This is a genomic window from Delftia sp. Cs1-4, from assembly GCF_000214395.1.
GTDB lineage: Bacteria > Pseudomonadota > Gammaproteobacteria > Burkholderiales > Burkholderiaceae_C > Comamonas > Comamonas acidovorans.
Window position 1 is genome coordinate 1757089 of sequence record NC_015563.1, and the last position, 26118, is coordinate 1783206.

Here is a 26118-nt window from a genome sequence, read left to right on the forward strand (position 1 = left end):
CGGTGCGGTCCTTCAACGCTCAGAAGTCGTAACGCATGCTCACGTTGACGCTGCGCGGCGCACCCCAGGTGTAGTACAGGCCCTGGGCATTGAAGTTGGTCACGCCAGAGAAGTAGTGCTTGTCGAACAGGTTGTTGACGTTGGCCGCGATGCTGAGATGGCGGTTGATCTGGTAGCGCGCCATCAGGTCCATCACCCAGTAGGCGTCCTGGCGCAGCGTGGCGGCGCCGCGGCTGGTGGAGATGGCGCTTTGCCAGCGCGCGGCGCCACCCACGGTCAGGCCGGACAGCGCGCCCTGCGCGAAGCGGTAGGTGGTGCCCAGCTTGAACTGGTGGCGCGGGCTGGTGGCGGCGTTGTCCAGATTGCTGTTGATGGTCACGTAGCTGCCCTGGGTCTGCCAGCCCTTGGCCAGCTCGCCGGACAGTTCCAGTTCGAAGCCGCGCCTGCGCGCGCCCTGGACCGCGCGGTAGGCCGTTTCGCCATTGGGCATGAGCCCGTCTTCCACGGCCGTGTTGTCGGTGCGCATCCAGAAATGGGCGACGCTGGCGTTCAACCGCTTGTCGAAGAATTCGCCCTTGGCGCCGATCTCGTAGGTCAGGCCCTCCTCGGGCGGCAGGGTGCGTTCCTGCAGATCCTTGGCGCTTTGCGCCTTGAAGATGCTGGCGTAGCTGCCATACAGCGAGATGTTCGGGCTGACGTCATACACCAGGCCCGCATAGGGCGTGACCACGCCGTGCTCGCGCATGTTGTAGTTGTACCAGCTGATGTCGGTCACATCCTTCTGGTCATAGTTGGTCACGCGCAGGCCGGCGATCAGCTTCAGCGGATCGGCCAGATTGAGGCGTGCCGCGCTGTAGAGATAGCTGCGCTTGTTGCTGAACAGGTCGTTGGAATAGGGGATGTTGTCCGCTGGCGCCGGGATGGCTGCGCCGCCCTGGCTGAAGTCCACCTGCGGCAGGTCCAGGCCGGGGCGCGCGCCGCGCAGCAGCGTGGTGCGGTTGCGTGCGGCGCCCGCGCCCACCAGCAACTCATGCTGGCGGCCGAACAGCGTGAACGGGCCCTGCACGTCGATGCTGATGTTCTGGTTGCGGGACTCGATGTCCTTGTAGGCCGCGAACTGGGCCGAGCTGGGCAGGGCGTAGCGCAGCAGGCCGATCTGCATGTCGGGCGTCTTCACCTCTTCATGCGACATCTGCAGCTTGGCCTTCCAGCCGCTGGCAAAGCGGTGCTCCAGGCGCGCGAAGCTGTTGAGCGACTCCTGCTCGTAGCCCGACCAGGGCGCGGCGATGTTCAGCGAGCGCGGCATCCAGCCGACGAACTGGCCGGTGCCCGTGTAGCCCTGGATGGGCGTGGTGCCGCCCGAGCCGCGCAGCTCGCGCTGGCGGTAGGTGATGCCGGCGCTCAGCAGGGTGTCGGGGGTGAGGTCGTATTCCAGCGTGCCGTACAGCATGGAGCTGTTGCTGTGCTGGTGGTCGCGGAAGCTGTCGCCGCTCTTGCGCGAGGCCACCAGGCGGCCGCGCAGGCTGCCTTCCTGGTTCAGCGGACCGGCAATGTCGGCATCGGCACGGTAGGTGCCCCAGCTGCCCGCGCTGGCCATTGCGCTGGCCTGGAAGTCGCGCGTGGGGCGCTTGCGGATCAGGTTGACCGTGGCTCCGTAGGCGCCGTCGCCATTGATCAGGCCCGACGAGCCCTTGAGCACTTCAACGCGGTCGATCTCGGCCAGATCGTCCAGCGAGTACATGATGTGCGTGTTCCAGCCCCAGCCATTGGTGAGCTGGCGGCTGCCATCGGTCTGCAGGTTGACGCTGGAGCCGCGCACGTTGAAGGTGGTCATCTCGCTTTGGCGGACCACGGCCACGCCGGGCGTCTGCTCCAGCACGTCGGTCAGCGTCTCCAGCTTGAAGTCGTCCATGCGCTGGCGCGTCATCACGCTCACCGACTGCGGCGTCTCGCGCAGCGACAGGCCCAGGCCCGTGGCCGTGCTGCTGGGTCCCGTCGCGGTGTAGGCGCCCGTGCCTTCCGTGGCGCTGCCGACCTCGGCCTTGGCGGTGACGTGCACCTCGCCCAGCGTGGTGGCGCCCACGGCTGATGCGGCAGGCGCTGTCGAGGACGCAGGCGATGCCTGCGAGCGGCGCAGCGTATAGCCGCCGTTGCCCGAGGTCGCGGCCGCCAGGCCCGAGCCCGCCAGCAGGCGGGTCAGCGCCTCGGCCGGCGCATGGCTGCCCTGCAGGCCCGGGCTTTGCAGATCGCGCACCAGCTCGGGCGTATAGGCCAGCAGCACGCCCGAGGCCTTGGCGAAGCGCGTGAGCGCGGCCTCCAGCGGTCCTGCCGGAATGTCGTAGGCCTGGGCGCGCTCGGTACCTGTCTGGGCCTGGGCCTGGGCATTCGCGGGCAAGGGCAGGGCGGACAGGCTGGCCAGTGCGGCGGCCAGGGCCAGGGTCAATGCGGACAGGTGGAACGCAGGCGCAGGCTGCGCGGGGCGGAGGACGCGTGCCGCCGCGGTAGCGAGGCGGTGCTGGTGATGGAGGTCGGACATGTTGGTGCGGTCTTTGGATCAGGGAGGAAACATGGCGCCGCAAAGCGCCTCTCCCCTGCTTGTCACGCGAGATGGGAAAAGGTACAGACCGATGTCACCGGGCCGGGTTGTCCCGCCGCCTTCTCTTCACGCCGGACCTATGCGCACCCAGTAGCGCACCGGCACATGGATGCGCACGGGCAGCACCTGTACCAGGGACTGCAGGATCCGGTCCGTATCGGCGAGCGGGAAGACGCCCGACAGGCGCAACCCGGCCACCTCGGGTGCCAGCGTGATCAGCCCGGGTCGGTAGCGGCGCAGTTCGTCGATGAAGCGGTCCAGGCGCATGTCCGAGGCCACGAGCACGCCTTCGTCCCAGCCCGGCCCCTCGCCGGCCGCGCCGGCCGGCAGCGCCTGCGTGGCACTGAGCCTTGCGGCTTCGCCGCTGTCGACACGCAGCAACTCGCCCGTGCGGCTGCGGGCCTCGACCGCACCCTCGAAAACGGCCACGCGCGTATCCGCAGTCTCCATGTCATGGCGCACCGTGAAACGCGTGCCCAGGGCGCGCAGCCTGCCCGCGGGCGTGTCCACCACAAAGGGGCGCGCGGGCTGGGCCGTGTCATGGGCGGTGGTGACCATCAGCTCGCCGCGCAACAGCAGCACGCGGCGCAGCTGGTCGTCGAAGGCAAGGTCCACGGACGTCTCGGTGTTGAGCAGCAGCTGCGTGCCATCGGGCAACTGCAGGGAGCGCCGCTCGCCCTTGGCGGTGCTGACATCGGCATTCCAGGCCTGCCAGGGCAGGCGCTCATGCGCAGTCCATGCCGCAGCCCCTGCGCCGGCCAGGCCAGCGACGCTGGCCAGCAGGCGGCGGCGTGACTGGGCGGTCTTGAGGCTGCGCGCCAGCGTGGCCGTGGCAAGGGGGCCATTGAGGGGACCGCTGTCCGGGCGTGCGTCAGGCAGCCTGAGCCGCGCATTCGTGGCCTCGATGCGCTGCCAGGCCCGCTCATGCAGCGGATGGGCCGCGCGCCAGTCCAGCCATTGCGCGCGTTGTTCCTCTGTGCACTCGCCTGACCACAGCTGCACCAGCCAGTCCACGGCGCTGTGGACCACGTCAGGCGGCAGCGCGGGGTCGGCACTATGGGTGGAGCCATCGGCGCCATGGACGCGCCCGGCAGCGCAGCGCTGTGTCATGCCGCATGTTCCGGGAAGTAGCAATGCCGGATGGCGCGCGCCATGTACTGCTTGACCGAGCTGACCGAGACCTGCAGCAGCAAGGCGATCTCGGCATAGGCCATGCCGTCCAGCTGGGCGTGCAAAAAGGCCGCGCGCACCTTGGGCGGCAGGCCGTCGAGCAGGCGGTCCAGCTCGCACAGCGTCTCCAGCACGATGGCGCGTTCCTCGGGCGAGGGCGCCAGCGGCTCGGGCTGCAGCGCCAGCGTGTCCAGATAGGCACGTTCAATTTCTCGGCGGCGCAGATGGTTGGCCATCACGCGCTTGGCCACCGTGGTGAGGAAGGCGCGGGGCTCCCGGATCTCGGACAGTTCGGTGCGGGACTCCATCACGCGCACGTAGGTGTCCTGTGCGAAATCTGCCGCATCGCCTGCATGGCCCAGCCGGCGCTGCAGCCAGGTGCGCAGCCAGCCATGGTGCTGCTGGTAGAGATGGGCAAGGGCCTGGTGGGGAGTCACGGCGGGACAGGACACGAAGGGTGAAGAGAAGAGATGCAAGTGATAAGCATTCTTATTTTACTTTGGGTGATGCTGGCACCGCCTTGGCGTGGCGCACGATTAAGCCGGTAAAGCTTGTGTAAATGCGATCAATTCTTATTTGTGGGCGGTAGAATCCCCGGGCCTTTCCTTTCCTGGGCTCCCGTGCCCGCCATCCGTGATGGTTGACGCCGCGTGGCGCTGCCGCCTTTTTCTGTTGCGATGACATCCCCCAAACCGGACCCTCGGCGCCGTTCCTACTGGCTCAAGACACTGCACGAGTGGCACTGGGTCAGCTCCGCGCTGTGCCTGATCGGCATGCTGCTGTTCGCCGTCACGGGGTTCACGCTCAACCATGCGGGGCAGATCGAGTCCAAGCCGCGCATCGTGCGGGGCGAGGCGGCATTGCCCGATGCGCTGCGCGTGCAGTTGGTCCAGCAGCAGGCCAGCCAGCCGCGCGACCGGGCGCCCGTGCCTGCGCCGTTTGCGGACTGGGTGCGCGGCCAGTGGGGCCTTGAGGCCGAGGGCCGCGAGGCCGAATGGACGGCCGACGAACTCTATGTCTCCCTGCCACGCCCTGGCGGCGATGCCTGGGTGCGCGTTGCCCTGGCCGATGGCGAGGCCGAATACGAGCGCACCGACCGGGGCTGGATCGCCTATCTGAACGACCTGCACAAGGGCCGCAACACGGGCGCCGCCTGGAGCTGGTTCATCGACATCTTTGCCGCAGCCTGCCTGGTGTTCACCGTCACGGGCCTGTTCATCCTGAAGATGCATGCAGGCAACCGCCCCTTCACCTGGCCCATGGTCGGCATGGGGCTGGTGATTCCCATGCTGCTGGCCCTCCTGTTGATCCACTGAGAACCGAAAGAGCCTTGCCAATGAATCCGCACTTCTCTCTGCGCTACACCATGGCGCTTGGCGCCTGCCTGGGCGCGGTCCCGGTCTTTGCCGCCGGCCTGAACGTGGGCGTGGAAATTCCGCGCCTGGATGTCGCCGAATACCACCGCCCCTACGTGGCCGTGTGGATCGAGCGCGCCGACGCCTCGGTGGCCTCCACGCTGTCGGTCTGGTACGACGTGAAGATGCGCAATGCCGAAGGCACGAAGTGGCTCAAGGACATGCGCCAGTGGTGGCGCCGCACGGGCCGTGACCTGACGTTGCCGATCGATGGCGTGACCAGTCCCACGCGTCCCGTGGGCAAGCACCAGCTGAGCTTCACCGAAGGCTCCAATCCCTTCGCCAAGCTGCCGCCCGGTGAATACAAGCTCGTGGTCGAGGCCGCGCGCGAAGTCGGCGGCCGCGAAGTGGTTACTGTGCCCTTCAAGTGGCCCGCGGCCAAGGCCGAGCAACTGAGCGCCAAGGGCAGCAGCGAGCTGGGCGAGATCAGCGTCGAACTCAAGCCTTGAAATTGAAAGCCGCCGAGGCGCTGTGCGCCTTCCCCCTCACGAGGGGGACGACGCCATCGCTGCACGTGCCAGACCCATCCACGAACCAAGGAGATTTTTCATGAAGTCCAAGACCCGCTTTGCCGTCCGTCTGGCTGCCAGCCTCGCCATTGCCTGCGGCGCCTTCCAGGCCGCCCAGGCCCACAACCTGTGGCTGCTGCCCTCGACCACGGTGCTGTCCAAGGCCGAATGGATCACGGTGGATGCCGCTGTCTCCAACGACCTGTTCTTCTTCAACCACGTGCCGCTGGGCCTGGACAACCTCGTTGTCTCGGCACCGGACGGCTCGGCCGTCGCGCCGCAGAATGCCCATCGCGGCAAGCTGCGCAGCGTGTTCGATCTGGACCTGCAGCAAAGCGGCACCTACCGCCTGGCCATCGTCAACGACGGCCTGTTTGCCTCCTGGAAGGACAAGGCCACAGGCCAGAACCGCCGCTGGCGCGGCTCGCCCGAGAAGTTCGCCGCCGATGTGCCCGCCGACGCGCAGGACCTGAAGGTGACCCAGTCCGTGGGCCGCATCGAGACCTTCGTGACCGTGGGCAAGCCCAGTGCCGTCAAGCCTTCCGGCAAGGGGCTGGAGCTGGTGCCCGTGACCCATCCCAACGACCTGGTCAAGGGCGAGAAGGCCACCTTCGCCTTCCATGTGGACGGCAAGCCCGCCGCCAACCTGGAAGTCGTGCTGGTGCCCGGCGCCACGCGCTACCGCGACAACAAGGGCGAGATCAAGGCCACGACCGACGCCAAGGGCGAGTTCAGCGTGACCTGGCCCACCGCCGGCATGTACTGGGTGGATGCCGACGCCCAGGACAACAAGACATCGCTGCCCCAGGCCAAGGAGCGCCGCCTGTCCTACGTGGGCACGTTCGAGGTGCTGCCCTGAGCCTTGCGTCCCCGCCCGGGGCTCCGTCTGCGCCCGCGCCCGTGCGCGTGAGCTTCGCGCCCGCCCTGTTGCAGGGCAGCGCAGGCCGGGGCCTTGCCGCGCCCGTGTCCACAGGCGCGGCGTCCTTTGCCGTCTCCGGCTACGCGCCGCAGGCGGTGCGGCGGGCAGATCCGGCCGCGCTGCAAACACTCACCGGCGAGGCCATGGGCACGACCTGGAGCGTGCGCCTGCACAACCCGGATTTCCGCCCGCTCGATGAGGCGTGCCAGGCCATAGAGGCTGCACTGGCCCTGGTCGTGCGCCAGATGAGCAACTGGGAAGCCGACTCCGACATCTCGCGCTTCAACCGCGCCGAGCCCGGCAACTGGCATGCACTGCCGCCCGAATTCTTCACCGTGCTGACCTGTGCACTCGAGTGGGCACAGGCCAGCGGCGGCGCCTGGGACCCTACCGTGGGGCCGCTGGTCGATCTGTGGGGCTTCGGCCCGCGTGCGGAAAAGTCGCAGGGCGCCGGCATCCCCGATGCCGATGCGCTGCGGCGGGTGCGCGAGCGCGTGGGCTACCAGCGCATCGTGCTGGACCTGGCGGGCCGGCGCGCGCTGCAGCCCGGCGCCGTCCATGTGGACTTCAGCGGCATCGCCAAAGGCTATTCGGTGGACCTGGTCGCCGAGCGCCTGCAGGCGCTGGGCCATACCGATTTCCTCGTCGAGGTGGGCGGCGAGCTGCGTGCCTGCGGTCAGCGCCCTGGCAACCAGCCCTGGCGCGTGGCCGTGGCCAGCATGGCGGACCCGTCCACGCCGCTGGCGCTGCCGCTGCGCGACATGACCATCGCCACCTCGGGCGACCACTGGCATGCCTTCGAGCAGGGCGGGCGCCGCTACTCCCACACCATCGATCCGCGCAGCGGCGAGCCCGTGGCGCATGGCCTGACCAGCGTCACCGTGCTGCATGCCGAATGCATGCAGGCCGACGCCCTGGCCACCGTGCTCACCGTGCTGGGGCCGCGCGAGGGCCTGGACTTTGCCGAGCAGCGCGGCGTGGCGGCGCTGCTGTGCGAGCGCACTGCGCAAGGCCCTGCCATGGCGATGACAACGGCTTTTGCCGCGCTGCTGCCGTGAGCGTTTCCTTCCCTTTTTCCGTCGTGTAGATTCCCGGTCCTGCCATGACCTTGTCCGAACCTGGGCTGCGCGTACTCGCAGCCGCCGTGCTGGTCCTGCTCTATGCGGCCATGTGCGCCGCCATCTGGTGGCGCGAGCGCCGCCAGCGCATGCGGGCCCGGCAGGAAGCGGCTGCGCTGACCAGCGCACGCGAGGGCGCGCTGCCCCTGCTTGTGGCCTATGCCAGCCAGACCGGCCAGGCCGAGGAGCTGGCGCGCGAGACCGCCCGGCTGCTGCACACGGCCGGAGAAAGCGTGCACCTGTGCGCCCTGGACGCTGTGGATGCCGACCTGCTGGCGCGCACGCAAAGGGCGCTGTTCATCGCCAGCACCTATGGCGAGGGCGATCCGCCCGACAACGCGGCGCTGTTCCTGGCGCACGCCATGGCGCAGGCGCAGGACCTGTCCCATCTGCAATACGGTCTGCTGGCGCTGGGCGATCGGCAGTACGCGCAGTTCTGCGGCTTTGGCCGCGCGCTGGACAGCTGGCTGCGTGCCGGTGGCGCCAGGCCCTGGTTCGAGCGCGTCGAAATGGACAACGGCGCGCCGCAGGCGCTGACCGCCTGGCAGCACCAGCTGACCCAGATCAGCAGCCTGGGCGACATGCCGGCATGGGAGCAGCCTGTCTTCAGCGAATGGACGCTGGCCGCGCGCCGGCACATGAACCCGGGCAGCGCAGGCGAGCCGGTGTTCCACATCGAGCTGCAGCCCCCTGCAACGGAGCCCGCGCTGTGGGAGTCCGGCGACCTGGCGCAGGTCTGCATTCCTGCGGACCCGCAGCATCCGCGCGAGTACTCCATCGCCTCCATCGCCCAGGATGGCTGCGTGCACCTGCTGGTGCGCCAGGCGCGGCGCGAGGATGGCTCGCCGGGCCTGGCCTCGGGCTGGCTCACGCAGGGCGCGCCCCTGGGGGCTGCCATCACCCTGAGGCTGCGTGCGCACCGCAATTTCCGGCTGGAAGACAACCTGCAGCGCCCGCTGGTGCTGATCGGCAACGGCACGGGCCTGGCCGGCCTGCGCAGCCACCTGCGCGCGCGTGCTGCGGCGGGCCTGGGTCCCAACTGGCTGCTGTTCGGCGAGCGCAATGCGGCGCACGACCGGCTGTACGGCGACGAGCTTCAGGCATGGTGCGATGGCGGCGTGCTGCAGCGCCTGGAGCTGGCCTTCTCGCGCGACCGCAGCGAAGGCGCGCCGCGCGCCTATGTGCAGGACCTGCTGGCGCAGTCCAGCGATGTCTTGCGCCAATGGGTGGCGCAGGGCGCAGCCATCTACGTGTGCGGCAGCCTGCAGGGCATGGCCCAGGGCGTGGACCAGGCGCTGCACGCCGTGCTGGGCGAGGCGCGGATGGACCAGCTGGTGCGCAGCGGCCGCTACCGGCGTGATGTGTATTGAGGTGGTGAGAGCAGCTTGCGCCAGCGCAAGCATTGGTGCCGTCAGCGCTTTCTGCTCCTAGGAACGTAGCATCCGTGCGACAGATAAATCCTATTGTGATCATGAGAATGGAAATGATTCTCAATGTTCATATAATTTCGTTACATATCCCCATCCCATCGCATAACCAAACATTTCAAAGCGAGTTTCACGGGCCTCCCGGCCCGTTTTCCGTTTCTGGAGTGTTTGCATGTCGTATCGCGATCTGCGCGGAGTTCTTCCGTCGCGTCCTTCCCATCTGGCCCTTGTGGTGGCTGCCGTCTGCGCTTCGGGTGCCGTCTCTGCACAGACGGCAACAGGCAATGCCGCGCCCGCCACGGAGCTGCGCGAAGTCGTGGTCTCCGCCTCGGGTTTCGAGCAGGACATCAAGGAGGCGCCGGCCTCCATCACCGTCATCCCGCGTGAGGAACTGGCCAAGGGCCGCTTCGGCAGCCTGACCGACGCGCTGGAAAGCGTGGAAGGCATCGACGTGGGCGCCCCCGCAGGCAAGACCGGCGGCCTGAACATCAGCATCCGCGGCATGCCCAGCGACTACACGCTGGTGCTCATCGACGGCCGCCGCCAGAACTCGGCCGGCAACGTCACGCCCAACGGCTTTGGCGAGACGCAGACCAGCTTCATGCCGCCCATCGGCGCCATCGAGCGCATCGAGGTCATCCGCGGCCCCATGTCCACGCTCTACGGCTCCGACGCCATGGGCGGCGTGATCAACATCATCACCCGCAAGGTCGGCAAGACCTGGACGGGCAGCGTCAGCGCCGACTACACGCTGCAGGAAGAGTCGGAGTTCGGCGACATCAAATCCGGCAAGTTCTACCTGAGCGGCCCCATCAAGGAGGACCTGCTGGGCCTGTCGATCCGCGGCAGCACGCAGCGCCGGGCCGCTTCGGACATCACCTATGCGGGCGCCAACGGCCAGCCCGCCGTTCCCCTCATGGGCGGCAACCCCGTCAAGTCCGAGATCAACAACCTGGGCCTGCGCCTGGCGCTCACGCCCAACAGGTACCACGACATCACGCTGGATCTGGACTCGGGCCGCCAGACCTATGACAACTCGCGCGGCCAGCTCGGCACGCTGGGGCTGCAGGGCGGCTACGGCCCCGAGCAGAAATACAACCGCGACCAGCTCACGCTGGCGCACACGGGCCGCTTCGGCTTCGGAACCTGGGACACCAGCTTCATGGTCAACCGCACCGAAACCATGGGCCGCACCGTTCCCCCGGGAACGCCGGGCGCGACACCGGGCGCTGCGCGCACGCTGGAGGTGGAAAGCAAGGTGCTGGACAGCAAGCTGGTCCTGCCCTGGGGCGCCCACCTGACCACGCTGGGCGGCCAGTGGTGGGATGCCGAGATGAAGGACGGCGTGGCGCCGAACAAGTTCGCCTTCACTCAGAAGGCCCTGTTTGCCGAGGACGAATGGAGCCTGACCGACGCCTTCAAGCTCACCATGGGCGCGCGCTATGACCGCCACAGTCTCTTCGGCGGCAAGCTCAGCCCGCGCATCTACGGCGTGTGGAATGCCGCGCCGCAGTGGACCGTGAAGGGCGGTATCAGCAACGGCTACAAGACGCCGCGCGTGGAACAGCTGGCGCCCGGCATCAACGGCTTTGGCCAGCAGGGCCGCCTGCCGCTGGTGGGCAGCCCCAACCTCAAGCCCGAAACCAGCCGCACCACCGAACTGGGCGTCTATTTCGACAGCCCCACGGGCTTTGCGGGCAGCGCCACGGTGTTCAACAACGAGTTCAAGGACAAGATCACCAGCGGCCCGGGCCTGATCAACTGCGACTTTGCGGCAGCGCCCAACCGCCCCGGCTGCGTGAGCTTCGGCAACTGGCCCCTGGTGGATGCCTTCGGCCAGTCCATCAACGTGGACGAGGCCGTCACGCGCGGCCTGGAGCTGAGCGCGCGCATGCCGCTGGCGCGCGGCTGGAATGCCAGCGCCAACTACACCTTCACCAGGAGCGAGCAAAAGAGCGGCCCCAACCGGGGCAACCCGCTGAGCGACACGCCCAAGCATGCGCTCAACGCCCGCCTGAACTGGGAGCCGGGTGCCCAGTGGAACCTGTGGCTGCGCGCCGAATACCGCAGCGAACGCTTCCGCGACCCCGGCACCAGCGCCAGCTCCCAGGCCGCCAAGGCCGCGCTGGGCAACTACAAGGCCTATACCCAGTTCCACCTGGGTGGCAGCTACCGCGTGAGCAAGCAGTTCACCATCAACGCGGCCATCTACAACCTGTTCAACAAGGATTTCGTGGACTACCAGCCCTACAACGTACCGGGCCAGGTCCAGGGTACCGTGATCTTTGGCAACCGCTACGCGAACAACCAGGAAGGCCGCCGGCTGTGGGTGTCCGCCAACTACGAGTTCTGAGGCGGGTTCCGGGGCGCCTGGCTGGCCTGCACGCGTGACGGGGCCAGCCTGACCAGCACCTGCAGCGTGCGGTTCAGCGGCACGGGCACGCCCAGGGCCTCGCCGCGCCGCACCACGTAGCCGTTCAGGTGGTCGATTTCGCTGGGCTTGCCCAGCGCCAGATCCTGGGCGGTGGATGAGAACTGGCCCGGCATGGTGGCCGGCAGGCCCCGCACGGCAGCGGGCACGTCGCCGGGCAGGGCCACGCCATCGGCCCTTGCCACGGCCAGGCATTCGGCCACCACGTCGTCCACCACGTGCGCCACGCCGGGCGCCTGCACCAGCGGGCCGTAGGGCAGCTGGCACAGCGCCGACAGCGCGTTGTAGGCGCAGTTGATCACCAGCTTGGCCCACAGCGCGCCGCGCACATCGGGCGATACCTGCACGGCAATGCCCGCCGCGCCAAATTGCCGGGCCACCTGTTCGCTGAGTGCAGAGGGCGCGATGACCAGCTCGCCACGCCCGAAGTGGCGCACATGGCCGGGACCGGCCATGGCCGTGGCCACATAGACCACGGCGGCCGCCACGGCAACGGACGGGCCCAGCACGGCGCGCACGCGCTCGTCGTTGTCCACGCCGTTTTGCATGGTCAGCACCAGGGCGCCCGGCGCCAGGTGCGGCTGCATCTCGCGGGCCGCTTCCTCGGTGGCCGTGGACTTGACGCAGAACATCACCACATCGGCATCGCGCACGGCGCTGGCCTCGGTCGATGCCTGCATGGGCACCTGGATGTCCAGCGCCGCCGTCTCCAGCCGCAGGCCATGCTGCTGCACGGCCTGCACATGGGCGGGACGGCCGATCAGCGTGACCTGGTGGCCGGCGCGTGCCAGCAGTGCGCCGAAATAGCAGCCCACGGCGCCTGCGCCCATGACGGCGATGCGCAGCGGCGCGGTGGGGGAGGAGGGGCTGGCGGAAGAAGCGTCCATGGTGCGAATCGGATAGGCCTTTGATGGCGCCCAGTCTAGCCAGGCTGCCGTCAAGGGCCCATGCTGTCTTCCCTGCCGGGGGGCACTGCGGACTTCAGGCCGTCCTCATGCCGTGCTCATGCCGTCTGCAGGCACAGGTACTTGGTTTCCAGGTATTCCTCGATGCCGTGGCGCGAGCCCTCGCGGCCCAGGCCGGACTGCTTGACGCCGCCGAAGGGCGCGACCTCGTTGGAGATCAGGCCGGTATTGATGCCCACCATGCCGTACTCCAGCGCACGCGATACGCGCCAGATGCGGCGGTTGTCGTTGGTGAACAGATAGGCGGCCAGGCCGTAGATGGTGTCGTTGGCGCGGCGCACCACTTCGTCCTCGTCGTGGAAACGGAACAGCGGCGCCAGCGGGCCGAAGGTCTCTTCCTCGCAGACCCGCATGCTGTCGTTCACATCGGCCAGCAGCGTGGGCTCGAAGAACAGCTTGCCCGGCACCGGGCGCCTGCCACCGGCCAGCAGGCGTGCGCCCTTGGACAGCGCGTCGGCCACATGGCTTTCCACCTTCTGCACGGCGGCCTCGTTGATCAGCGGGCCATGCGTCACGCCGGGCTCCAGGCCGTTGCCGACCTTGAACTCCGCCATGGCCCGCGCCAGGCGGCGGGCCAGTTCGTCATGGATGCGGTCGTGCACATAGATGCGGTTGGCGCATACGCAGGTCTGGCCCGCGTTGCGGAACTTGGAGGCCAGGATGCCGGCCACGGCCTGGTCGATATCGGCATCGTCGAACACGATCAACGGCGCATTGCCGCCCAGCTCCAGCGACAGCTTCTTGACCGTGTCGCTGCACTGGCGCATCAGCAGCCGCCCGGTGGCCGTGGAGCCCGTGAAGCTGAGCTTGCGCACCACGGGGCTTTGGGTCAGCGCCTGGCCGATGTCCTGCGGATGGCCGGTCAGCACCTGGAACACACCGGCTGGAATGCCGGCCTCCTCGGCCAGCACGGCCAGGGCCAGGGCCGTGAAGGGCGTGCTTTCGGCCGGCTTGACCAGCATGGTGCAGCCGGCGGCCAGCGCCGGGCCGGCCTTGCGCGTGATCATGGCGGCCGGGAAGTTCCAGGGCGTGATGGCGGCGCACACGCCAATGGGCTCGCGCAGCGTCAGCAGTTGCTGGCCGGCCGTGGGCGACTGCAGCAGTTCTCCGTCCACGCGCTTGCCTTCCTCGGCAAACCATTCGATGAAGGAGGCCGCGTAGGCGATCTCGCCGCGTGCCTCGGCCAGGGGCTTGCCCTGCTCCAGGGTCATCAGCCGCGCCAGATCGTCCTGGTGCGCCAGCATCAGGTCGAACCAGCGGCGCAGGATGCCTGCGCGCTGCTTGCCCGTCAGCGCGGCCCAGGCGGGCAGGGCGCGCTGTGCGGCGGCAATGGCGGCTTCGGTCTCGCCGGCCTGCAGGGCAGGCACCTGGCCCAGGCGCTCGCCCGTGGCGGGGTTGAAGACGTCGATGGCGGGGCCGGAGCCCACGGCTCGCCAGCCCTCGGCGAGCAGGCAGGCCTGGCGGAACAGATCGGGGCGTTGCAGTGAAAGACTCATGGTGCGGCAGGGTGTGGCTGGGATGGGGATTCAGGCGGCGACTGGCTGGGACGCGCTCTGGGTGATGGCGCTGTCGATGATGTCCAGGGCTCTGGCGAACAGCGGCTGTGGAATCGTCAGCGGATAGAGAAAGCGGATGGCGTTGCCGTACAGGCCGCAGGTCAGCAGCAGCAGGCCCTGCTCCTGCGCGTGCCGGACGACGGCGGCCACGCGCTGCGCATCGGGCTCGCCGCTGCCGGGAAGGCGGAACTCCACGGCCAGCATCGAGCCCAGTCCGCGCACGTCGGCAATGCCGGCATCCTGCGCCTGCAGGGCTTGCAGGCGCGCGCGCAGCTGGTTGCCCAGTGCGTGGGCGCGCTCGCACAGCCGTTCTTCATCGATCACGTCGAGCACGGCATGGGCCGCGGCCACGGCCAGCGGGTTGGCGGCATAGGTGCCGCCCAGGCCGCCGGGGTGGGGTGCGTCCATGACGGCCGCGCGGCCCACCACGCCCGAGATCGGCAGGCCGCCGCCCAGGCTCTTGGCCATGGTGATCAGGTCGGGCTGCACGCCGTAGTGCTCCATGGCAAACAGCTTGCCCGTGCGAGCGAAGCCGGTCTGCACCTCGTCGGCGATCAGCAGCATGCCGTGCTGGTCGCACAGCTGGCGCAGGCCGGTGAACAGGGCGGCAGGCACGGGGTGGAAGCCCCCTTCGCCCTGTACGGGCTCCACGATGATGGCGGCCACGCGCTGCGGGTCCACCGAGGTTTTGAGCAGCATGGCAATGGCGTCCAGCGACTGCTGCACGCTCACGCCCGCCTGCTCGCTGGGGAAGGGCGCGTGGAAGACTTCGCCCGGCATGGGGCCGAAGCCCTGCTTGTAGGGCGCCACCTTGCCCGTCAGTGCCATGCCCAGCTGGGTGCGGCCATGGAAGGCGCCCTGGAAGGCGATCACGGCCGAGCGGCCCGTGGCGTGGCGCGCGATCTTGACGGCGTTCTCCACGGCCTCGGCGCCCGTGGTGAAGAAGGCGGTCTTGGCCGGGCCGTCGATGGGCGCCAGCGCATTGATGCGCTCGGCCAGTGCAATCGCGCTTTCGTAGGGAACGATCTGGAAGGCCGTGTGCGTGAAGCGCTCCAGTTGCTGCTGCACGGCCTGGACCACGCGCGGATGGCGGTGGCCCGTGTTGAGCACGGCAATGCCGGCCGCGAAATCGATGTACTGGCGGCCCTCGGCATCGGTCAGCAGGGCGTTGTCGGCCTGCACGGCATGGAAGCCGCACATCACGCCCACGCCGCGCGGCATGGCGGCGTTGCGCCGGTTCTGGAGTTGCTGGTTCGGGGAAGAGGCGGTGGCGCTGGACATGAGAGGGTTCTCCGTTGATGGGGATGCAAGGCTTCCCGTTATAGTGGTCATTGGTTCCATGACTGGAGCCATCTTTTGAAAAGATGGTGGTGCCAATTGAGCGCGCCTCCACTTCCACCTCTATCCTCACTCCCCCAAGGCAGGCATGGCAAAACCCTCCGTGTGCGCGGATCTCATCCTCCAGATGGACTGGCGCGGGCTGGGCGGCGACCGCACCCATCTCAACCGGGGCCTGTACCTGGCCATCCGCCAGGCCATAGACAGCGGGGCCCTGTTGCCGCGCAGCCGTCTGCCTGCCTCGCGTGACCTGGCGCGCGAGCTGGGCGTGTCGCGCAACACCGTCAACCACGCCTACGAGCAGCTGCAGGTGGAGGGCTATGTGCGCAGCCAGGTGGGGCGGGGCACGCATGTGGTGGACACCCTGCCTGCGGCCTTGCTGCTGAGCGGCGGGCGTGCGCCCGCACGCCGCGCCACCGCCGCGGCGCCCGCACCGGGCGGCGGCCTGTCTGCACAGGCGCAGGCCCTGCTGAAAACGGCCCAGGCCTCCGAGCAGCAATGGGGCGCCTTCATGCCCGGCGTGCCCGACGTGACCGAATTTCCGCGCGCCACCTATGCGCGCATCCACAACCGCCTGCTGCGCCACGCCGGGCCGCAACTGCTGACCTACGGCACGCGCGGCGGCGTGGACGCGCTCAAGCAGGCCCTGGCCGAGCACCTGCGCGTGGCGCGCTCGGTGGACTGCGGGCCGGGCCAGGTGCTGATCACCGAAGGCGTGCACCAGGCCATCGACCTGGTGGTGCGCAGCCTTGCCGATCCCGGCGACTGCGTGTGGATGGAGGAGCCCGGCTACTGGGGCATTGCCAACGTGCTGCGCATGCAGCACGGGCTGCACCTGCACAGCGTGCCCGTGGACGAGGAGGGCATGCAACTGCCCGAAGGCCTGCCCGCGCCCCGGCTGATTTTCGTCACGCCCTCGCACCAATATCCCCTGGGCGCCGTCATGAGCATGGCCCGGCGCCGTGCGCTGATTGACTATGCGCGCCGCGTGGGCGCCTGGATCGTGGAGGACGACTACGACAGCGAATTCCGCTTCTCCGGCAGTCCCGTGCCCAGCATGCAGGGCATGGAGGAAGGTGCGCCCGTGATCTACATAGGCACCTTCAGCAAAACCCTCTATCCGGGGCTGCGCATGGGCTACATGGTGCTGCCACCGGCGCTGGCCGAGCCCCTGCGGCGCATCCATTCCGAGCTGTACCGCGAGGGGCACCAGCTGCCCCAGCAGGTGATTGCCGAGTTGATCACCGAAGGCCATTACGCCGCCCACATCCGCAAGATGCGCCTGCTCTACGGCAAGCGCCGCCGCATGCTGCTGTCCCTGATCGAGCGCTACCTGGGCGCCGACCACCTGCCCTGGGTGGAAAGCAGCGCAGGCCTGCATTTCGTGATGCAGCTGCCGGGCCAGGACGACGATGTGGCGCTTGCCGAGGATCTCCGGCAGGCGGGCATCTTCGTCAAGCCGCTGTCGCGCTATTACGCAGGCCCGCACAAGCGGCGCGGCCTGCTGCTGGGATACGCCTGCGTCTGCGAGGAGGAGATCGGTGCCGCCTTCTTCCGTATGCTGGCGGTGCTCGCAGCCCGGCATGGCCGGGGCTGAGGTTCTCTTTCCCAACCCCTTTGTCCGACGCAGAAAGCTCCATGATCTCCATCCGCCCCGTTGATCCCCATGAATGGCCGCAGTACCGCGATATCCGCCTGCGTGCCCTGCGCGATGCCCCCGACGCCTTCGGCAGCACCTGGGCGGCAGAGGCTGCAAGGGCTGACCCGGACTGGGCTGCACGGCTGCAGGCCGCTGCTGCCGGGGGCAGGGACAGGGTGCTCTTCGCCGTCAACGGCGAACAGGCCTGCGGCCTGGTCTGGTGCAAGCTGTGTGCCGACGAGCCCGGCGTGGCCGACCTCTTTCAGATGTGGGTCGATCCTGCCGCGCGTGGCCGGGGCGCGGGCCAGGCGCTGCTGGCGCAGGCCGTCGCCTGGGCCTGGCAGATGGGCATGCGGCGTGTGCGGCTGGGCGTGACCGCAGCAGACTCTCCCGCCATGCGGCTGTATTTGGCGCATGGCTTCCGGGCGCAGGGCGATCTGCAGCCGCTGCGCGAGGGCTCCGGATTGCAGGTGCAGGCCATGGCCCTGGACCGCGCCGGCGGCTGAACCGCCGCGGCACAGGGCCGTCCTGTTTCAACCCGGCAGCAGTGCCGGCGAAGGCAACTGCCGGGTCTTGGCCAGTTGCGAATTGCTGTAGCGCAGGTCGGAGGTGACCTCCGCACCCAGCCAGGCGGGCGATGGCGGCTGGATATCCTCGCTCGCCAGTTCGATCTCGGCCGTGACCAGGCCGGCCAGGGGGCCTTCGAACACATCGACCTCGAAGTTGAAGCCGTCGACCGGCACGACGTAGCGCACCTTGTCGATGGCGCCATGTGCGCAGTGCTGGGCCAGCAGCGTCTCGGCATCGGCCAGCGGGATCTGGTATTCGAATTCGGCCCGGCTCATGCCGCGTGCCGGGCCCTTGAGCGTGAGAAATCCGGTGTCTCCGGCGATGCGCACCCGCACCCACATGCCGTTGTCGGCGATGTATCCCTGCGCCATGCGCACGCCGGTCAGGCCTGCCACGATGCCAGGGTCGGCCACCAGGTATTTGCGTTCGATTTCGAGAGCCATGCTGTTGCCCGTGCAGACAAAGGCGGCAGTCTATCGCGCCGCCGTCGCCCTGCCCGGCAGATGGCCCGCCACAAACAAAAAGCCCCGCAGGGGAGTGCGGGGCTTTCCAGGAGGCGGTTGCCGGCCCGGGGGGGCGGCATCCACAGCGCCTTACAGCGAGTCGATGAAGCTGCGCAGCTTGTCCGAGCGGCTCGGGTGCTTGAGCTTGCGCAGGGCCTTGGCCTCGATCTGGCGGATGCGTTCGCGCGTGACGTCGAACTGCTTGCCCACTTCTTCCAGCGTGTGGTCGGTGGACATTTCGATGCCGAAGCGCATGCGCAGCACCTTGGCTTCGCGCGGGGTGAGGCCGTCGAGGATGTCCTTGACCACGTCGCGCAGGCCGGCCTGCATGGCGGCGTCCACGGGAGCGGTGTTGTTGGTGTCCTCGATGAAGTCGCCCAGGTGCGAATCGTCGTCGTCGCCGATCGGCGTTTCCATGGAGATCGGCTCCTTGGCGATCTTCATGATCTTGCGGATCTTGTCCTCGGGGATCTCCATCTTGGCCGCCAGGATGGACGCATCGGGCTCGAAGCCGAACTCCTGCAGATGCTGGCGCGAGATGCGGTTCATCTTGTTGATGGTCTCGATCATGTGCACCGGGATGCGGATGGTGCGCGCCTGGTCGGCGATCGAGCGCGTGATGGCCTGGCGGATCCACCACGTGGCATAGGTCGAGAACTTGTAGCCGCGACGGTATTCGAACTTGTCCACCGCCTTCATCAGGCCGATGTTGCCTTCCTGGATCAGATCCAGGAACTGCAGGCCGCGGTTCGTGTACTTCTTGGCGATGGAGATCACCAGGCGCAGGTTGGCCTCGATCATCTCCTTCTTGGCGTCACGGCTGGCGCGCTCGCCATCGTTCATGCGCTTGTTGATGCGCTTGAGCTCGTCCAGCGGCACGACCACGCGCGATTGCAGGTCGATCAGGTTCTGCTGCAGCTCCTGCACGGGCGGGATGTTGCGCTCCAGCACATTGCTCCAGGGCTTGCCGGCCGCGACCTGCTGCACCACCCACTGCAGGTTCAGCAGGTTGGGCGGGAACTGGGCGATGAAGGTCTCCTGCGGCATGCCGCACTTGTCCACGATGATCTTGCGCAGCTCGCGTTCCTTCTTGCGCACGTCATCCACCTGGGCGCGCACAAGGTCGCACAGCTTCTCGATGGTCTTGGCCGTGAAGCGGATGGTCATCAGCTCTTCGGTCAGGGCCTTCTGCACCTTCATGTACACGGGCGTGCCGTAGCCGTCCTTGTCGTACACCTTGTGCATCTTGTCGAAGTTCTCGCGCATGGCGTCGAAGCGGCGCAGCGCCTCGTTCTTGAGTTCTTCGAGCTTCTTGGTCAGCGCCTTGGAGCCGCCCTTGCCGTCGTCGTCATCCTCTTCGTCGTATTCGTCGAAGTCTTCTTCGGCCACGTAGTCGTCGTTCTCATTGGCGTTGACGAAGCCGTCGACGATGGTGGAGATGACAACCTTGCCTTCGCGGATTTCCTCGGACATGGCCAGGATTTCGGCGATGGTGGCAGGCGAGGCCGAGATGGCCTCCATCATGTCCATCAGGCCGCCTTCGATGCGCTTGGCGATTTCGATTTCGCCTTCGCGCGTCAGCAGCTCGACCGTGCCCATTTCGCGCATGTACATGCGCACGGGGTCGGTGGTGCGGCCGAACTCGGAGTCCACCGTGGACAGGGCGGCTTCGGCCTCTTCCTCGGCTTCCTCTTCGGTGGTGGCGGACTGGCCCGTGTTGTTCAGCAGCAGGGTTTCCGCATCGGGAGTCTGCTCGTAGACGGCCACGCCCATGTCGTTGAGCATGGAGATCACGACTTCCAGCGTCTCGGCATCGACCAGCTTGTCGGGCAGGTGGTCGTTGATTTCGCTGTGCGTCAGGTAGCCGCGCGTCTTGCCCAGCTTGATCAGCGCCTTCAGGCGCTGGCGGCGGGTGGACATTTCCTCTTCGGTCAGGACGGTTTCGTCCAGGCCGAATTCCTTCATCAAGGCGCGTTCCTTGGCCTTGCTGATCTTCATGCGCAGGGGCTTGACCTTTTCGGCCGGGGCCGAAGTGGTCTCGACCTCGACTTCCACTTCGGTCTCGACCTCGGACTCGCCTTCACCTTCGCCGTCGATGTCGCCATCGATGTCGGACAGGTCGGCATCATCGATGTCGTCGCCGCCTTCCTTGGCCTTGGGCTTGCGGCCGCGCTTGGCGGGGGTCTTGGCAGCGGCGGTGGAGCTTGCGGCTGCCTTGGCCGGCGCCTTCTTGGCGGCGGCAGGCTTCTTTTCGGTCTGGGCGGGGGCGTCGTCGCCTTCGGCTGCCTTCTTGCGGCCGCGCTTGGGGGTCGCGGCGGCGAGCAGCTCGTCGGCCATGGCTTTGAGTTCGGCTTGGGACTTGGTTACCACGTCGGTATCTTTCTTTGCTTTGGCCGCAGATGCGGCGCTCTTCGGTCCTGCAGCGGCTTTGCCGGCACCGGCCTTGGCCGGGGCTGAAGAGGTTGTCGAAGTCTTGGGCTTCGCTGGAGCTTCGGGGGCCTGCTTGGACTTCACGGACTTTGAAACGGGCATGAACACCTCACGGTCAGGAGCGAACACACACAAAGGGAAACTCAAACAAGCGCCGCCTAGGCGCACGCGCGGACGGACTAGGTCCGCCAGGGAAGCGAAAAACGTTCCAGGCAAGATGTCTGGGCGAACATTTGGTGTGCAGTCCTTGCGGGAAATTGGGCCGTGCAGTTGCTGCAATCACGTGAGTTCTTCACGGGGCCCGGTCCGGAGGTGCTGCTGTCGCTCTTGCCGATAGCCCCTAATTATATCTGCTTACCTCGATTTCAAGAGGAAGTGCGCATCTGGTTTTCCAGGACCTGCTGTCGGGCAAAGAGATCGCGATAGCGCTGGGCGGCGCTGGGGTCCCGTGCCATGTCGCGCACGGCTTCGTCGATCTGGGCCTTGATGTGGTCGATGACGATGCGGTTGAGCACGCCGCGCAGCTCGCGGCGCAGCTCGGACAGCTCGCCTTCGGGGTGGGCGTGGGGGCCGCTCATCAGCTTGTCGGCCAGCACTTCATGGGGCAGGCCGCGCAGCTGCTCGCGCAGTACGGCGAAGGGCCGGGGGCCGGATTCCTGGAACTGTGCTTCCATCCAGCGGAACAGCGCGCCGTGCCCGGCGGCGCAGCGCGCCAGCGCCTCGAAGTCCTCGTGGGTGAGTTCTTCCATGAACTCCATGTGCGCCATGAGCAGGCGCGCCGCCTGGTCCGTGCGCGTGGCGGGGGCTACGCGCGGCCCCATGGGCGGCGGGTTGAAGTCGCTGCGGCCATTTTTGTCCCAGGGCTTGCGCGGCCAGGGCTTTTTGCCGCCGCGCCCGGGCTCGCCGCCGCGCCAGCCGCCTGCGCCGCCGCCCTGGCTGCTCCCCTCGGGCCAGCCCGAAGGGGCGTTGTATTCGGCCGGCTGGCCCCAGTCGGGCGCGGCCGGTGCATGGCTGGCCTGGCCCGGATGGTGGGCGCCACCGGCCATGGAGCCCCTTGCGGGGCCGCTGCGGGCGGCTTCCTGCGACCACAGGTCCGAGAGATCGCGCGCATCCAACTGCACGAGTTCGGCGATCTCGCCCAGCAGCTGGCGCTTGAGGGCGCCGTCGGGCAGTGCTGTCCACAGCGGGCGGGCATTGCTGGCCATGTGGGCGCGGCCTTCGGCCTGGCCCAGGTCGCAGCCTTCGCTGGCCGCCTCGATGAGAAAGCGGCTCAACGGCAGCGCGTCGCCCACGTAGCGGGCAAAGGCTTCGCTGCCGTACTCGCGGATGAAGCTGTCCGGGTCATGCTCGGCGGGCAGGAAGAGGAATTTGACGCTGCGCGTGTCGCTGGCATAGGGCAGGGCGGCATCGAGCGCCTTGCGCGCGGCGCGCCGACCCGCCGCGTCTCCGTCGAAGCTGAAGACGACGGCTTCGGTAAATCGAAACAGTTTGTGAATATGGTCGGGCGTGCAGGCCGTGCCCAGCGTGGCGACGGCGTTGGCAAAGCCCAGCTGGGCCAGGGCCACCACGTCCATATAGCCTTCGGTGACCAGGGCATAGCCCATGTCGCGCAGGGCGGTGCGGGCCTCGAAGAGGCCGTAGAGCTCGCGCCCCTTGTGAAAGACCGGGGTTTCGGGCGAATTCAGGTATTTGGGCTTCTCGTCGCCGAAGACGCGGCCGCCGAAGCCGATGCACTCGCCCTTGACGTTGCGGATGGGAAACATCAGCCGGTCGCGGAAGCGGTCGTAGCGCTTGTCGTCGCCCTCGCCAACGATGACCAGGCCCGATTCTTCGAGCTGGGGATCGTCGTACTGCGGGAACACGCTGGCCAGCGACCGCCAGCCCGCAGGCGCGTAGCCCAGGCCGAAGCGCTTGGCGGTCTCGCCCGAGACGCCGCGGCGCTTGAGGTAGTCGATGGCCTGGGGCGATGCCTTGAGGTGCCTGCGGTAGGCGTCGCCTGCCTTCTCCAGCACGTCGGTGAGGGTGGCCTGTTTCTGCTTTTGCGCGGCCTGGCGCTCGCGCTCGGCGGGGCTGATGTCGTCCTGCGGCACCTGCAGGCCGACCTGGCCGGCAAGATCCTGCACGGCTTCGACGAAGCCCATGCCGGCATGGTCCATCAGAAAGCCGATGGCGTTGCCATTCTTGCCGCAGCCAAAGCAGTGATAGAACTGCTTGCTGGGACTGACGGTGAAGGAGGGCGACTTCTCGCTGTGGAACGGGCACAGGCCCATGAAGTTGGCGCCGCCCTTCCTGAGCTGCACGTAGCGTCCCACGATATCGACCACGTCGACGCGCGAGAGCAATTCCTGGATGAACGATTGGGGAATGGACACCCGCGTATTGTGCCTTCGCGGGGCCATCCGGCCGTGCCCCGGGGGCACTGGCCGGCGGTGCCCGGCCCTCAGCCCAGGCGCTGGAAGGTCAGCGTGAAGGCCACGCCACCGCGCGTGTTGTGCGCCTTGATCGTGCCGCCCATCTTGGCCATGTAGGTCCTGGCCACGAACAGGCCCTGGCCCCGGTGCTCGGCGCCGCCGGCGGCCGCCGGCTCCTGGGGGGCGGACACGCCCAGCTCGAAGATGCGCTCCAGCAGGTCCTCCGCAATGGTGGCGCCCTGGTTGTGCAGCGTGGCGCTGGCGGCGGACTCCGAGGCCGACAGCGACAGCGTGATGGCCGTGCCTGCGGGCCGGTAGCTGTCGGCATTGCGCAGGATGTGGGTGACCACGTCTTCCAGCGCAAACTCGTCGGCGCGCACGATCACGGCGCCCGTGACGTCCCTGTTCCCGCCCCCGCTCCCGCTCCCGCCTTCGTAGACCACGTTGGCAATGCCCGCAAAGTGCGCGTTGGCGGCCACGTGGGACAGAAAGGCGTTCAGGTCCAGCCGGCCTTCGGGCACGTTGGCGGCCTGCAGCGCCTCGGCCGGCGATGCCGTGCCGTAGAGCACATGCACGGCCTGCTGCATGCGCTGCACGTAGCGGTGGCCGGGGTCGTCGGGGCCGTACAGCACCATCAGCGATTGCAGGGGCGACATGATTTCGTGGCCCACGGCATGCCACATGTCGCGTTCCTGCTGGGCGCGCAGTTGCTCGCGCTGCAGGTCGTCCTTCACGCGTTGCAGCAGGTCCGCCAGGCCGCCGGCCAGAATGCCCAGCTCGTCGGAACCACGAAGGTCCGACACTTCGAGGTCGCCCAGGCGCGGGCCGACATGGCCGTCCTGCACGTTGTACGACACGGCGGCGGCGCGCCGGGTGAGGGCGGTCACGCGGCGGATCAGCCCCAGCTCGACGATCAGCCAGGCCAGCGCAATGGCGGCCAGCATGGCGCCCAGGTACCAGGACAGGCGCGTGGCCACGGCGGCCAGGCCCTGCTCCACATCGCGCGGGTGGCCGGTGAAGCTGACGGTGTAATTGCCCGTGGGCGTGTCCAGAATGTCCTGGCCCGTGGGCACGGCCGGGGTCATGGTGGCGGCGGAGACGCCGGCTGCATCCAGCGGCAGCCAGCTGATCAGGCGCAGCAGCCAGGGCGCCGACGGCGCGGCCTGCACATCCACGCCCTTGAGGGTGATGGCGCTGGCCTCGTCGGCGCCCACCTTGCGGATCTGCACGCGCTCGCCCGGCAGCAGGCTACGCGAGATGTCGTTGAGCGAGGCTGCCAGCTGCGCCCCAGGCGAGTTGCTGTCGAACAGCGGCGGCTCCGTGTCCCCGGGGGCCAGCATTTCCACGCGCACACGCATGCTGCCCAGGTCTTCAGGCGGCCAGACGGGGCGCACGTCCCTGCGGAACAGGGCTTCGCGGAACAGCTCGACCGGCAGGCGGATGGAGTAGTGCGTGCGGCGCAGGCAGTCGGCTGCAGGGGGCGTCTTGTCATTGCCCGCACTGCCCTGCACGCCAGGCGGCAGGTCGCGGCAATGGCCGTTCTGCCAGAGCCAGCCACGGAAATCGCGCACGGGCCGCGCGCGGGCCTCAAGCTGGGGCGTGCCGTTGTTCACAAAGCCGGTGAGCCGGCCGTGCTCGCCGTTGCCGGACTTGTTGCCCTGCTGCGGCATGGCCTCATAGGGCGCGATCCAGCGGTAGGTGCTGCCGCGCATGTCCAGCGTGATGCGGGCGCGGTGCGCCTGGGCGGGCTCGCGCGAGCCGCGTTCGCGCGGTGTCAGCTCGCCTGCGAAGAAGCTGCCCACCAGATAGATGAATCCGCCTGCGTAGGGATTGTTGCCAATGGCTGCGCACAGCGAGGCGCCATCGGAGTACTGGACCGAGCAGCCGGCCATCTCCACGGCCTGCTGGGATTTTTGCGGATCGTCGAAGTCGATGGCCGCGTAGGGCAGCAGCAGCGGCGCCAGCGGCGTCACGCCCTGGCCCAGGTGGCCGGCGTTGAGCAGGGCCAGCCGGCCCGAAGGATGGCGCAGCCGCGCCATGACCTCGGCCTGGCTGCGCACAAAGCCGTGCTGGTAGGCCTGCCAGGCGCGTTCCTTCTCGTCCTTGAGCACCACCACGCTCAGCGCCACCGTGGCCACTGCCAGCAGCACGAACACGCCGCGCAGCAGGATGCGCTGGCGGAAGGCGGCCAGGCCCAGGCGAGGCACCTCCAGCCGGGGCAGCTCCAGCCTGGGGTTGAGCAGGCGCTTCATGTGCGGACGGCGGCGCCGGCCTGGCCCACCCAGCGAAAGCCGCGCATGGGCACGTTCTCTATGCCTTCGAAGCCCGGGTCCACCTCGCGCAGGGCCTCGCGGATGGTGCTGACGTGCTTGCGCACGTTGTCGCGGTTGCGGCCGCTTTTGACCACCTCGAACAGCTCGTCGTAGGACACCACTTCGCCGCTGCGCTGGTGCAGCGTGGCAAGGATGCGCTGGGCAGTCAGCGGCAGGTTGATGCGCTCGCCGCGCCAGGTGGGCGTGCGCTGCCACAGCGGGTCCAGCACCAGGGCGTCGCCTGCGGGCGCTGCGGCGGCCTGCGCGGCCACGGGCGCCGCGCGCTGCGTGGTGCGCAGGATGTCCAGGAAGGTCTCGATGAAGTCCGCCTCCTCGAAGGTGGTCTTTTGCAGGTAGTCCCAGGCGTCCAGCGCCTTCATGATGCTGCGGTAGATGGCGGCCGGCATGGCCGACACCACCAGCACCGGCGTGCCCTGGCCCAGCTTGTTGATGGCGTTGATCAGGGCCACGCCCGCATGGCGCTCGCGGCCCAGCTCGATGTCCAGCACCACGGCGTCGTAGTGCTCGCGCGCCAGGGCGGCCTCGGCCTCGTCGCGCGTGAACCACTGGTCGATCACGATGCCGCTGCGCGCACTGCGTATCCATCCCGCCAACTGGTTGCTGGTGGGCAGGTCGTCTTCGATCACGGCGATACGGGTCATGGGGCTGTGCAGTGGTGGGGTCGGGGGAGGCCGCCGTGGCGGTGTTCGCGGGATTATCTCGGCCCTGCGCCGGCTCGGGTGTGAGTTTTTCTTCCGGGGCCGGAGCGTTTGCGCTGGCGCCGTGAACGCATTGGGCCGCCCGCCGCG

19 protein-coding genes are annotated in these 26118 nt (G+C 68.2%); 8 read left to right on the forward strand and 11 right to left on the reverse strand.

From position 1 onward, the window contains the following. Positions 1 to 19: 19 nt before the first annotated feature. The 3 genes from DELCS14_RS07780 to DELCS14_RS07790 all read right to left on the reverse strand — a co-directional run bounded on the left by DELCS14_RS07780 (position 20) and on the right by DELCS14_RS07790 (position 4242). Positions 20 to 2536, reverse strand: coding sequence for a TonB-dependent siderophore receptor (locus DELCS14_RS07780; RefSeq protein ID WP_013801137.1), 2517 nt, complete (start codon positions 2534 to 2536; stop codon positions 20 to 22). 126 nt (positions 2537 to 2662) lie between these two features. Next, complete coding sequence (locus DELCS14_RS07785; protein ID WP_013801138.1) at positions 2663 to 3706, reverse strand: FecR domain-containing protein; 1044 nt, start codon at positions 3704 to 3706, stop codon at positions 2663 to 2665. Next, positions 3703 to 4242: a sigma-70 family RNA polymerase sigma factor gene (locus DELCS14_RS07790; protein ID WP_275450221.1), complete on the reverse strand. Its 540-nt coding sequence runs from the start codon at positions 4240 to 4242 to the stop codon at positions 3703 to 3705. The genes DELCS14_RS07785 and DELCS14_RS07790 overlap by 4 nt, the downstream gene beginning before the upstream one ends. Positions 4243 to 4443: 201 nt before the next feature. Here DELCS14_RS07790 and DELCS14_RS07795 point away from each other — a divergent pair, with 201 nt between their 5' ends. The 6 genes from DELCS14_RS07795 to DELCS14_RS07820 all read left to right on the forward strand — a co-directional run bounded on the left by DELCS14_RS07795 (position 4444) and on the right by DELCS14_RS07820 (position 11507). Further along, positions 4444 to 5082, forward strand: coding sequence for a PepSY-associated TM helix domain-containing protein (locus tag DELCS14_RS07795; protein ID WP_013801140.1), 639 nt, complete (start codon positions 4444 to 4446; stop codon positions 5080 to 5082). A gap of 20 nt (positions 5083 to 5102) precedes the next feature. Beyond that, positions 5103 to 5630: a DUF2271 domain-containing protein gene (locus DELCS14_RS07800; protein ID WP_013801141.1), complete on the forward strand. Its 528-nt coding sequence runs from the start codon at positions 5103 to 5105 to the stop codon at positions 5628 to 5630. Between the two features lie 100 nt (positions 5631 to 5730). Then, entirely contained in the window at positions 5731 to 6549 is an 819-nt protein-coding gene (locus tag DELCS14_RS07805; RefSeq protein WP_013801142.1) for a DUF4198 domain-containing protein, read from the forward strand. Positions 6550 to 6590: 41 nt separating this feature from the next. Continuing rightward, positions 6591 to 7667, forward strand: a complete 1077-nt coding sequence (locus DELCS14_RS07810; protein WP_013801143.1) for an FAD:protein FMN transferase — start codon at positions 6591 to 6593, stop codon at positions 7665 to 7667. A 44-nt stretch (positions 7668 to 7711) separates the two neighbouring features. Beyond that, positions 7712 to 9097 carry a sulfite reductase subunit alpha gene (locus DELCS14_RS07815; RefSeq protein WP_013801144.1) on the forward strand — a complete coding sequence of 462 codons (1386 nt, stop codon included), beginning with the start codon at positions 7712 to 7714 and terminating at the stop codon, positions 9095 to 9097. Positions 9098 to 9326: 229 nt separating this feature from the next. Further along, positions 9327 to 11507, forward strand: coding sequence for a TonB-dependent receptor (locus DELCS14_RS07820; RefSeq protein WP_013801145.1), 2181 nt, complete (start codon positions 9327 to 9329; stop codon positions 11505 to 11507). On the opposite strand, the gene DELCS14_RS07825 is transcribed toward DELCS14_RS07820, so the two are convergent. From DELCS14_RS07825 to gabT, 3 genes are all read right to left on the reverse strand, one after another. Next, positions 11495 to 12472: a ketopantoate reductase family protein gene (locus DELCS14_RS07825; protein WP_013801146.1), complete on the reverse strand. Its 978-nt coding sequence runs from the start codon at positions 12470 to 12472 to the stop codon at positions 11495 to 11497. The genes DELCS14_RS07820 and DELCS14_RS07825 overlap by 13 nt on opposite strands. Before the next feature lie 116 nt (positions 12473 to 12588). Beyond that, positions 12589 to 14046, reverse strand: coding sequence for an NAD-dependent succinate-semialdehyde dehydrogenase (locus tag DELCS14_RS07830; protein WP_013801147.1), 1458 nt, complete (start codon positions 14044 to 14046; stop codon positions 12589 to 12591). Positions 14047 to 14076: 30 nt separating this feature from the next. After that, on the reverse strand, positions 14077 to 15387 hold the full coding sequence (gene gabT, locus DELCS14_RS07835; RefSeq protein WP_013801148.1) for a 4-aminobutyrate--2-oxoglutarate transaminase: 1311 nt from the start codon (positions 15385 to 15387) through the stop codon (positions 14077 to 14079). A 145-nt stretch (positions 15388 to 15532) separates the two neighbouring features. Here gabT and DELCS14_RS07840 point away from each other — a divergent pair, with 145 nt between their 5' ends. Together DELCS14_RS07840 and DELCS14_RS07845 are read left to right on the forward strand one after the other, a co-directional pair. Continuing rightward, positions 15533 to 17041, forward strand: coding sequence for a PLP-dependent aminotransferase family protein (locus tag DELCS14_RS07840; protein ID WP_013801149.1), 1509 nt, complete (start codon positions 15533 to 15535; stop codon positions 17039 to 17041). A 41-nt stretch (positions 17042 to 17082) separates the two neighbouring features. Beyond that, the gene (locus DELCS14_RS07845; protein WP_013801150.1) at positions 17083 to 17589 is read left to right on the forward strand and encodes a GNAT family N-acetyltransferase; all 507 of its coding nucleotides are present in this window, start codon (positions 17083 to 17085) and stop codon (positions 17587 to 17589) included. A gap of 27 nt (positions 17590 to 17616) precedes the next feature. On the opposite strand, the gene DELCS14_RS07850 is transcribed toward DELCS14_RS07845, so the two are convergent. From DELCS14_RS07850 to DELCS14_RS07870, 5 genes are all read right to left on the reverse strand, one after another. Continuing rightward, on the reverse strand, positions 17617 to 18096 hold the full coding sequence (locus DELCS14_RS07850) for a CYTH domain-containing protein (protein ID WP_013801151.1): 480 nt from the start codon (positions 18094 to 18096) through the stop codon (positions 17617 to 17619). Between the two features lie 150 nt (positions 18097 to 18246). After that, on the reverse strand, positions 18247 to 20688 hold the full coding sequence (gene rpoD / locus DELCS14_RS07855) for an RNA polymerase sigma factor RpoD (RefSeq protein WP_013801152.1): 2442 nt from the start codon (positions 20686 to 20688) through the stop codon (positions 18247 to 18249). 263 nt (positions 20689 to 20951) lie between these two features. Further along, complete coding sequence (gene dnaG / locus DELCS14_RS07860) at positions 20952 to 22985, reverse strand: DNA primase (RefSeq protein WP_013801153.1); 2034 nt, start codon at positions 22983 to 22985, stop codon at positions 20952 to 20954. A gap of 41 nt (positions 22986 to 23026) precedes the next feature. Then, a complete protein-coding gene (locus tag DELCS14_RS07865; RefSeq protein WP_013801154.1) occupies positions 23027 to 25249 on the reverse strand; it encodes a HAMP domain-containing sensor histidine kinase in 2223 nt (740 codons plus the stop codon). Next, positions 25246 to 25971: a response regulator gene (locus DELCS14_RS07870; RefSeq protein WP_012206841.1), complete on the reverse strand. Its 726-nt coding sequence runs from the start codon at positions 25969 to 25971 to the stop codon at positions 25246 to 25248. The genes DELCS14_RS07865 and DELCS14_RS07870 overlap by 4 nt, the downstream gene beginning before the upstream one ends. Positions 25972 to 26118 lie beyond the last annotated feature (147 nt).

What these genes read in the sequence shown, in the direction of transcription:
- DELCS14_RS07780 (WP_013801137.1), bottom strand. Translation starts at nt 2,536, where the DNA reads ATGTCCGACCTCCATCACCAGCACCGCCTCGCTACCGCGGCGGCACGC.
- DELCS14_RS07785 (WP_013801138.1), bottom strand. Translation starts at nt 3,706, where the DNA reads ATGACACAGCGCTGCGCTGCCGGGCGCGTCCATGGCGCCGATGGCTCC.
- DELCS14_RS07795 (WP_013801140.1), top strand. Translation starts at nt 4,444, where the DNA reads ATGACATCCCCCAAACCGGACCCTCGGCGCCGTTCCTACTGGCTCAAG.
- DELCS14_RS07800 (WP_013801141.1), top strand. Translation starts at nt 5,103, where the DNA reads ATGAATCCGCACTTCTCTCTGCGCTACACCATGGCGCTTGGCGCCTGC.
- DELCS14_RS07805 (WP_013801142.1), top strand. Translation starts at nt 5,731, where the DNA reads ATGAAGTCCAAGACCCGCTTTGCCGTCCGTCTGGCTGCCAGCCTCGCC.
- DELCS14_RS07815 (WP_013801144.1), top strand. Translation starts at nt 7,712, where the DNA reads ATGACCTTGTCCGAACCTGGGCTGCGCGTACTCGCAGCCGCCGTGCTG.
- DELCS14_RS07820 (WP_013801145.1), top strand. Translation starts at nt 9,327, where the DNA reads ATGTCGTATCGCGATCTGCGCGGAGTTCTTCCGTCGCGTCCTTCCCAT.
- DELCS14_RS07825 (WP_013801146.1), bottom strand. Translation starts at nt 12,472, where the DNA reads ATGGACGCTTCTTCCGCCAGCCCCTCCTCCCCCACCGCGCCGCTGCGC.
- DELCS14_RS07830 (WP_013801147.1), bottom strand. Translation starts at nt 14,046, where the DNA reads ATGAGTCTTTCACTGCAACGCCCCGATCTGTTCCGCCAGGCCTGCCTG.
- gabT (WP_013801148.1), bottom strand. Translation starts at nt 15,387, where the DNA reads ATGTCCAGCGCCACCGCCTCTTCCCCGAACCAGCAACTCCAGAACCGG.
- DELCS14_RS07840 (WP_013801149.1), top strand. Translation starts at nt 15,533, where the DNA reads ATGGCAAAACCCTCCGTGTGCGCGGATCTCATCCTCCAGATGGACTGG.
- DELCS14_RS07845 (WP_013801150.1), top strand. Translation starts at nt 17,083, where the DNA reads ATGATCTCCATCCGCCCCGTTGATCCCCATGAATGGCCGCAGTACCGC.
- DELCS14_RS07850 (WP_013801151.1), bottom strand. Translation starts at nt 18,096, where the DNA reads ATGGCTCTCGAAATCGAACGCAAATACCTGGTGGCCGACCCTGGCATC.
- rpoD (WP_013801152.1), bottom strand. Translation starts at nt 20,688, where the DNA reads ATGCCCGTTTCAAAGTCCGTGAAGTCCAAGCAGGCCCCCGAAGCTCCA.
- dnaG (WP_013801153.1), bottom strand. Translation starts at nt 22,985, where the DNA reads ATGGCCCCGCGAAGGCACAATACGCGGGTGTCCATTCCCCAATCGTTC.
- DELCS14_RS07865 (WP_013801154.1), bottom strand. Translation starts at nt 25,249, where the DNA reads ATGAAGCGCCTGCTCAACCCCAGGCTGGAGCTGCCCCGGCTGGAGGTG.
- DELCS14_RS07870 (WP_012206841.1), bottom strand. Translation starts at nt 25,971, where the DNA reads ATGACCCGTATCGCCGTGATCGAAGACGACCTGCCCACCAGCAACCAG.